The sequence below is a fragment of the Streptomyces sp. NPDC058812 genome, assembly GCF_042744565.1.
GTDB lineage: Bacteria > Actinomycetota > Actinomycetes > Streptomycetales > Streptomycetaceae > Streptomyces > Streptomyces thinghirensis.
This window is the reverse complement of the sequence record NZ_JBHYOB010000001.1, coordinates 475,558-482,165: the sequence shown is the minus strand read 5'-3', so window position 1 is coordinate 482,165 and position 6,608 is coordinate 475,558. Positions and strand designations below refer to the sequence as shown.

Annotated in this window: 8 protein-coding genes; 4 read left to right on the top strand and 4 right to left on the bottom strand. The window is 74.1% G+C overall.

The window, feature by feature from the left end; translation table 11 throughout:
- The coding region (locus ACFW48_RS02200) for a Scr1 family TA system antitoxin-like transcriptional regulator (RefSeq protein ID WP_386309572.1) at window positions 1-309 on the top strand (309 nt) is incomplete at its 5' end.
- A gap of 3 nt (window positions 310-312) precedes the next feature.
- Window positions 313-525, top strand: a complete 213-nt coding sequence (locus tag ACFW48_RS02195) for a DUF397 domain-containing protein (protein ID WP_386309569.1) — start codon at window positions 313-315, stop codon at window positions 523-525.
- On the opposite strand, the gene ACFW48_RS02190 is transcribed toward ACFW48_RS02195, so the two are convergent.
- From ACFW48_RS02190 to ACFW48_RS02175, 4 genes are all read right to left on the bottom strand, one after another.
- Window positions 498-1,154: a class I SAM-dependent methyltransferase gene (locus tag ACFW48_RS02190; RefSeq protein WP_386309567.1), complete on the bottom strand. Its 657-nt coding sequence runs from the start codon at window positions 1,152-1,154 to the stop codon at window positions 498-500. The genes ACFW48_RS02195 and ACFW48_RS02190 overlap by 28 nt on opposite strands.
- 142 nt (window positions 1,155-1,296) lie before the next feature.
- Entirely contained in the window at window positions 1,297-2,658 is a 1,362-nt protein-coding gene (locus ACFW48_RS02185) for an ABC transporter permease (protein ID WP_386309565.1), read from the bottom strand.
- Complete coding sequence (locus ACFW48_RS02180) at window positions 2,655-3,362, bottom strand: ABC transporter ATP-binding protein (RefSeq protein WP_386309564.1); 708 nt, start codon at window positions 3,360-3,362, stop codon at window positions 2,655-2,657. The genes ACFW48_RS02185 and ACFW48_RS02180 overlap by 4 nt, the downstream gene beginning before the upstream one ends.
- Window positions 3,359-3,892, bottom strand: coding sequence for a PadR family transcriptional regulator (locus ACFW48_RS02175; RefSeq protein WP_386309561.1), 534 nt, complete (start codon window positions 3,890-3,892; stop codon window positions 3,359-3,361). The genes ACFW48_RS02180 and ACFW48_RS02175 overlap by 4 nt, the downstream gene beginning before the upstream one ends.
- A 259-nt stretch (window positions 3,893-4,151) precedes the next feature.
- Between ACFW48_RS02175 and ACFW48_RS02170 the strand changes: the two genes are divergently transcribed.
- Both ACFW48_RS02170 and malQ read left to right on the top strand, forming a co-directional pair.
- Window positions 4,152-4,457 carry a hypothetical protein gene (locus ACFW48_RS02170; protein WP_055416953.1) on the top strand — a complete coding sequence of 102 codons (306 nt, stop codon included), beginning with the start codon at window positions 4,152-4,154 and terminating at the stop codon, window positions 4,455-4,457.
- A gap of 9 nt (window positions 4,458-4,466) precedes the next feature.
- Window positions 4,467-6,569: a 4-alpha-glucanotransferase gene (malQ, locus tag ACFW48_RS02165; protein ID WP_386309558.1), complete on the top strand. Its 2,103-nt coding sequence runs from the start codon at window positions 4,467-4,469 to the stop codon at window positions 6,567-6,569.
- Window positions 6,570-6,608 lie beyond the last annotated feature (39 nt).

Sequence of the window (6,608 nt, the reverse complement as noted above, 5' to 3'; positions counted from 1 at the left end):
GGGTCTGGGACGATGCGAGGGCAGCTCGAACGGCTCCTGGAGGTCGCCGAACTGGAGAACGTCCGCCTTCAGGTCCTGCCGTTCCATGCTGGGGGGCACCCGTGCATCACGGGCCCGTTCACCATCTTGTCGTTCAATGAAACCGAGGCGGTGGATGTGGTCCAGGCCGACACCATCGCGTCCAGCGTGTGGGTGGAGAACGAAGCGGCGAGCAGCGAGTACGGCGACCTCTTCGATCGCACGGCCCGGCGGGGCCTGGCGCAGCGTGACTCCACTCGCCTCATCGAGGCCATCCGACAGGAGATGTGACCGGTGTACGAATTCGACTTCGTGAAGTCCAGCTACAGCAACACCTCTGGTGAATGCGTCGAGGTCGCCCTCAACGTTCCCGGGACGGTGGCCGTCCGCGACTCCAAAATCCCCGCCGGCGGGCCGATACTTCGCATCGCGCCGCAGGCCTGGGCTAGGTTCGCGGGGGAGTTGGGGCCGCTGCCCGCTCAGGGGCGGCTCCATGTGAGTGTGTAGCGCCAGAAGAGCCGACGGCGCAGCCGGGCGCCGGGCAGGGCCGTGCGGGCCGCTTCGGTGAGGTAGGAGTAGGGCATGTCGGCCGGTCGGGTCCGGGCGGTCATCGAGGTGGGCGGGGCAGCGCTCCGGCCCCTGTTCTTGAGCCACCCGGTGGCTGCGTTCAGCGGGACGGCGGCCGCGCCGAGGAGGTGGTCCGTGGCGGTCCGCGGCCGGAAGAGGCCGACGACGACCAGGGTGCCGCCGGGAGCCAGGTGCCGGCGGAAGGTGCTGAGGGCCTCGGTGAACGGCAGATGGTGGATGGTGGCGACGCAGGTGATGACGTCGTGCGGTCCGGCGGGGAGTCCCGTCAGGGCGTCCGCGACAGTGAAGGACGCCGCCGTCGCCTCCGGGGTCAGCGCGCGTGCCCGCGAGGTGATCACAGGGTCGGAGTCGACGCCGTGGACTTCGTCGGCGCGGGTGGCGAGAAGCCGAACCAGGTCACCGCTGCCCGAGCCGACGTCCAGCGCGCTGCCGAACCGGCGGGGAAGCTGGCGCAGGATCCAGCGGTGGTAGTGGGCGTTGTGGTCCCAGGGGTGAGCGGCGTTGAACCGGTCGAGTGCCTGGAGGAGCCGATGAGCCAGTGACGCCATGTCATTCCTTAACCGTGAGCACTCATGCCCTTACTGTCCTCAAGCCGCTCCTTTGAGCGCCCAAATGACAGTTACCCGCCGAATGCTCACGTCTTTCGGTACGACCCCCGCCCTCGCCAGGACGGAGGTGCCTCATGGTCCATCACGCGTACCGCAGCTCCCCCGGCCGGACCGAGCGCCCCAGCAGCGGCAGCGCCGTCGCCGCAGCCAGCAGGCAGGACGCGTACACCGCGGGCGCGACCAGCAGGGCTGTCCACGGCACCGAGCCGGCGCCGGTCGCCGTGGAGTACCAGACGCCGACCGCCAGGCCCCCGGCACCGGCCAGCAGCAGGGCGGGCGCGAGCGGGACGGCGGTTTCCATCAGCAGGGCCCGGTTCAGGACCGTACGCGGCACGCCCGCCGCGACCTGGGCGGCCAGGGCCCGGCGGCGGGTGGTCAGCGACTCGGCGGTGCCCACGGCGAGGCCGGAGAGGGTGATCGCGAGGGCGACGAGGACGGCGGCGCCGGTCAGGTCGAGGCCGGTGGTGTAGTAGTCCAGGTCGGCGCCGAGGTGCTCCTCCCGGGAGTGCAGCTCGGTGAGCATCGCGTGCCGGACGCACAGGAAGGCCGTACCGGCGACCGTCACCAGCAGGACCGCGGCATGGGTGCGGGCCGGGGCCCACGGGTCGGCGCGCAGCCGTTCCGCCGCGATCAGCGGGGCCGCGGTCCGGGCCCGGTGGGCGAGCAGCCGCCCGGTGAGCCGCGCCGTGGCCCCGGACAGCCACACCGCACCGGCACCGACCACGATGACGAGGGCGAACACGGTCAGCGGGCCCTGCCGGTAGTCCCGTCCGGCCGAAGCGGAGCCGGTCGTGGCCACGGCGAGCGGTGCCATCACCGCCATCAGCAGGAGCGCGGCCAGGAAGAGGAGCCCGGGGCCACGGCCCGTCGTCGGGCGCGTCCGGCGTACCCAGCCCAGCGGCGAGGCCACCACCCGGCGCAGTGCCAACGCCCCCGCCACCGCGCCCAGCACCGGCACCCCGACGGCGACCAGCGCGATGCCCGCCCAGGTCAGGGCGGTCGGTCGGCTCCACAGGCGCAGCAGGAGCAGGACGGAGAAGACGGTCACCACCGCCGAGCCCGCCAGACACGCGAGCCCGGTCTCCAGCGCCGCGATCCGCCGCACCTGCCAGGGCGTCGCCCCGGCCAGCCGCAGCCCGGCCAGCCGCCGGTCGCGGTGGACGGCGCCGATCCGGGCGCACTGACCGAGGAAGCCCAGCACCGGAACCAGCAGCATCAACAGACTGACGATCACTCCGGCCCGGGTGCCGGGTTCGTTCAGCAGGCCGTGGCCGACGGAGACGGTCAGGCCTCCCTGAAGGGAGGCGAGCGTGACGGCCGCCAGCGCGAAGCCCGTCGCGAGGGCCGCGCCCGTCGCCGTCAGCATGATCCGCCACCACTCCCGCCGGTCCGACCCGCGTACGAGCTGCCGGGCCAGCCGGACGTCCGAGGCCACCGTGCTCACGCCGCCACCTCCAGCGGCGCCACGGCACCGTCCCGCAGCCGCACCTCGCGGTCCGCGTACGCCGCCACCTGGGCGTCGTGCGTGACCAGCAGCACCGCCGTGCCCGACTCCCGGGCCGTGCGCGCCAGCGCCGTCATCACCTGCTCGCTCGCCAGCGAGTCCAGCGCCCCGGTCGGCTCGTCCGCGAAGACCGCCTTCGGCCCGGTGGCCAGCGCGCGGGCCAGCGCCGCCCGCTGTGCCTGCCCGCCGCTCATCTCACCCGGCCGCAGCTCCTCCTGCCCGCGCACCCCGAACCGCTCCAGCCACTCCCCGGCCCGCGCCCGCGCCTCGGTGCGACCGGTGCCGGCCAGCATCAGCGGCAGCGCCACGTTGTCCAACGCCGTCAGCTCCGGGATCAGCTGCCCGAACTGGAAGACCACCCCGAAGTCGGTGCGGCGCAGCTCGCTCAGCCGCTTCTCCGGCAGCTCCTCCAGCCGCTGACCGGCGTACGTCACCGAACCCGCGTCCGGACGGACGATCCCGGCCAGGCAGTGCAGCAGCGTCGACTTCCCGCTGCCGCTGGCCCCGGTGACGGCGAGGATCTCGCCGGCCCGCAGGTCGACCGAGGCGCCGCGCAGGGCCTCCGTCCTGCCGTGGGACTTCACCAGGCCGCGGGCCGCGAGCAGCGGCCCCGCCGTGGTCCCGTTCGTGTCCCCGTTCGTCATGCTGTGCGGACCTCCGCGGTCAGGGTGGTGAGCCGGGCCGCCGTGGTGGTCATCCAACGGAGGTCGGCGTCCAGGTGGTTGAGGGCGTAGTCGGCCGAGAGCACGGTCGTCAGGTCCGTGCCCGGGGCCGTCTTGACCGCCGTGAGCTCCCGCATCCGGCCCATGTGGGCGGCGCGCTGGGCCAGCAGATAGGCGCCCGCGTCGCCGCCGGTGAGGATGGAGACGACGACCTTGGCGAAGATCTCGTTCGTCACGAAGGGCGCCGGCGGTGCGGTCGTGCCCGCCCACCGCGCCAGTTCGCGCGCGCCCTCGTCCGTCGCGCGGTACGCGGTCCGCTCCGGACCGCCGTCCGACACGGTGCCGTCGACCTCCGCCAGACCGTCCCGGACCAGGCGTTGCAGGGTCGTGTAGACCTGCCCGTAGGCCAGCGGACGGGCCTGCGGGAAGCGTTCGTCGTGGCGTCGCTTCAGGTCGTAGCCATGGCTCGGCCCCGAGGCGAGCAGCCCCAGCAGGATGTGACGGGTGCTCATGACGAGCATTATTCACTGAGTACATGTACTGAGTGAATAGCTGGCGGGGAGTGTCCGGTGCGTCGGAACCGGCCGGTTTGCATGATCTTCGGACGGGTTACGTGACTGTTTTGTCCGGGTTGGCGGAGAGTTCGCAAGAATGGAGTGTGACCAGGAGCACGTTGTCGGTGCTGGGGCGCCTGTCCTCGCGCGGACTGGGTAGGGCTGCCGTAACGCGCCAAAAGCGTGCCCGAAACAACGCTCGACGAAGGAGACCCCCGTGGCTGCACTGGCACCGCTTCTGCTCCCGGCCCCGTCCAAACCCGTGGCGGAGCCGTCCACCCCCTGGGCGGAGCCCTCCGCCGCCTCCGACACCCCGCACTACTGCGTCTTCGGCGCCACCGGCAGCTGCGCCGAGGCACCACTCACCAGCGAACCGCCGCTGCCCGACGCCGAGCCCCTCACCAGCGAGTCGCCGTTCGCCGACGCCGTGCCGCTGACCAGCGAGTCCTCGCCCGAACTCACGGCGGACGTGCCGGAGCAGGGCGGCCCCTCCTTCGCCGTCCCGGAACCCACGAGGTCGTAGAGGTCACAGATGCCAGCAGCCCGGCCGGCCGAGCCCCCCACCGAGGACCTTCCCGAGGATCTGACCCGGCTCGCCGCCCTGCACGGCGTCGCCACCTCCTACAGCCCGTCCCCGGACCGCACCGTCGCGGCCTCGGCCACCGCCGTCACCCTCGCGCTGGCCGCCCTCGGCGTGGACACGAGCGCACCGGAGTCCGTACGCGCCGCGCTCGCCGCCCGCGAGTCCGTGCTGCGCGAACGCCTGCTGCCGCCCACCGTGGTCGCGTGGAGCGACGGCGGCACCCCCGCCGCCCTGGCCGCCCTGCCCGAGGGCACCCGGCTGCGCGTCGACACCGAGCAGGGCGAGACCCGTGCCGACGCCGGGCGGCTTCCGGCCGGCGTCCACCGCCTGGCCGCCACCGCGCCCGACGGCCGGACCGCCCTGGCCCACCTGATCGTCGCGCCCGCCCGGCTGCCCGTCCCCGCCACGCGCTCCTACGGACTCCTCGTCCAGCTCTACTCCCTCCTCTCCCGCCGCTCCTGGGGCATGGGCGACCTCGGCGACCTCGGCGAACTGGCCGCCTGGGCCGGACGCGCCCTCGGCGCCGGGTTCGTCCAGGTCAACCCGCTGCACGCGGCCGTGCCCGGCGCGCCCACCGACCCCTCCCCGTACCGCCCCTCCTCGCGCCGCTTCCCCGACCCGGTCCACCTGCGGATCGAGGACGTACCCGAGTTCGCGTACGTCACCGACCACGAGCGGGCCCGGGCCCTCCAGGAGCGGGCCGGACGGCTGCGCGAGGCCGTGCTGGGGAAGGACGCCCTGATCGACCGGGACGCCGTGTGGGAGCTGAAGCGCGAGGCCCTCGAACTGCTCCGCGAGGTCCCCCTCGGACCCGGCCGCCGCGCCGCCTACTGCGACTACCTCGCCGAACAGGGCACGGCCCTGGAGGACCACGCGACCTGGTGCGCGCTCGCCGAGGTCCACGGCTCCGACTGGCACCGGTGGCCCGAGGGCCTGCGCGACCCCCGCTCGGCCGAGACCGACCGCGCCCGCACCGAGCTGATGGACCGCGTCGACTTCCACTCCCGCCTCACCTGGCTCACCGACACCCAGCTCACCGCCGCCCAGCGCACCGCCCGCGAGGCCGGGATGCCGGTCGGGATCGTCCACGACCTCGCCGTGGGCGTGCATCCGCGGGGCGCCGACTCCTGGGCGCAGCAGGAGTACTTCGCCGCAGGCATGTCGGTGGGCGCACCGCCCGACGCCTTCAACGCCCGCGGTCAGGACTGGGGTCTGCCGCCCTGGCGCCCCGACCGCCTCGCCGACTCCGGCTACGCACCTTTCCGGCGCCTGCTGCGGGGCCTGTTCCGTTACGCCGGAGCCCTGCGCATCGACCACGTGATGGGCCTGTTCCGGCTCTGGTGGGTCCCCGAGGGGCACCCGCCCACCGAGGGCACCTACGTCCGCTACGACGCCGAGGCGATGCTCGCCGTCCTGGTCCTGGAGGCGGCGCGGGCCGGCGCCGTGGTCATCGGCGAGGACCTGGGCACCGTGGAACCCGGCGTGCGCGAGGCGCTGCGCGAACGCGGGGTGCTCGGCACCTCCGTGCTGTGGTTCGAGCGCGACTGGGCGGGCGACGGCCGGCCCCTGCCCCCCGAGCGCTGGCGCGCCGACTGCCTGGCCACCGCCACCACCCACGACCTGCCGTCCACCGCCGCCCGCCTCACCGGCGAACACGTCGAACTGCGCGACCGCCTCGGCCTGCTCACCCGCCCGCTGGAGGAGGAGCGGGCCGAGGCGTCGGCGGACACGGCCGAGTGGCTGGACGTACTGGCCCGGCTCGGCCTGCTGCACGGCACCGGCGGCGACACCGGCACCCCCTCCGAGGAGGCCGGCATCCAGGCCGTCCACCGCTTCCTGCTGCGCACCCCCGCCCGCATGGCCGGCATCTGGCTCCCGGACGCCGTCGGCGACCGCCGCCCGCAGAACCTCCCCGGCACCTGGGACCAGTACCCGAACTGGCGCCTGCCCGTCGCCGACGCCGAGGGCCGCCCCGTGACCCTGGAGGACCTGGCCGCCTCGGCCCGGCTGCACGCCCTGATCGACGTCGTACGGGACCGCGCAGGCGACTGAGCGGTCCGCCCGGAGGCAGCTCAGTCGCCGGCTCGGCCC

Bases quoted from the DNA above. Each gene is read 5' to 3' on its own strand.
- malQ (WP_386309558.1), top strand. From the start codon at position 4,467: ATGCCAGCAGCCCGGCCGGCCGAGCCCCCCACCGAGGACCTTCCCGAG.
- ACFW48_RS02180 (WP_386309564.1), bottom strand. From the start codon at position 3,362: ATGACGAACGGGGACACGAACGGGACCACGGCGGGGCCGCTGCTCGCG.
- ACFW48_RS02175 (WP_386309561.1), bottom strand. From the start codon at position 3,892: ATGAGCACCCGTCACATCCTGCTGGGGCTGCTCGCCTCGGGGCCGAGC.
- ACFW48_RS02190 (WP_386309567.1), bottom strand. From the start codon at position 1,154: ATGGCGTCACTGGCTCATCGGCTCCTCCAGGCACTCGACCGGTTCAAC.